The organism is Shewanella sp. UCD-KL21 (assembly GCF_001957135.1).
In the GTDB taxonomy this organism is placed as follows: Bacteria; Pseudomonadota; Gammaproteobacteria; order Enterobacterales; family Shewanellaceae; genus Shewanella.
This window is the reverse complement of record NZ_MPHK01000075.1, coordinates 1-731: the sequence shown is the minus strand read 5'-3', so window position 1 is coordinate 731 and position 731 is coordinate 1. Positions and strand designations below refer to the sequence as shown.

The 731-nt window shown below is 43.2% G+C and carries 2 rRNA genes; both read left to right on the top strand.

From position 1 onward, the window contains the following. Window positions 1-255 (top strand): 16S ribosomal RNA (locus BM739_RS19925); the annotation flags it as partial. 376 nt (window positions 256-631) lie between these two features. Then, a 23S ribosomal RNA gene (locus tag BM739_RS19920) occupies window positions 632-731 on the top strand; the annotation flags it as partial.

Here is a 731-nt window from a genome sequence, read left to right as displayed (position 1 = left end):
AAGTACGTCGTAGTCCGGATTGGAGTCTGCAACTCGACTCCATGAAGTCGGAATCGCTAGTAATCGTAGATCAGAATGCTACGGTGAATACGTTCCCGGGCCTTGTACACACCGCCCGTCACACCATGGGAGTGGGCTGCACCAGAAGTAGATAGTCTAACCTTCGGGAGGACGTTTACCACGGTGTGGTTCATGACTGGGGTGAAGTCGTAACAAGGTAGCCCTAGGGGAACCTGGGGCTGGATCACCTCCTTACCTATACGACTAACTTAATGTTTGTTGAGTGTTCACACAGATTGCTTGTTAACTTCTTCGGAAGTTGAGCGAAATGCGCCGCAAGCCGGTTAGCATTGTTCTTTAACAATTTGGAAAGCTGATAGTATTTAATACGATGATGTCTGTCGTTGTATTAATTACAAATCGTATTATTGGGAAATTAATCCTTTTCTAATAATACATTGAGTTCTCAAAACACTTTATTAAGTGTCTTGAATATTCTAAAAACTAAGGCGAATTTGTGTACTCGMAAGAGATGCAAATTATGTAATAAACCAGCTAGTTACGATACAGCTGTTAGGGCTACCCGCTCTGACAACAGTTTGTTTCTTTAAGAAACTTATTTGGGTTGTATGGTTAAGTGACTAAGCGTATACGGTGGATGCCTTGGCAGTCAGAGGCGATGAAGGACGTAGTAACTTGCGAAAAGCGTTGGCGAGCTAGTAACAAGCATT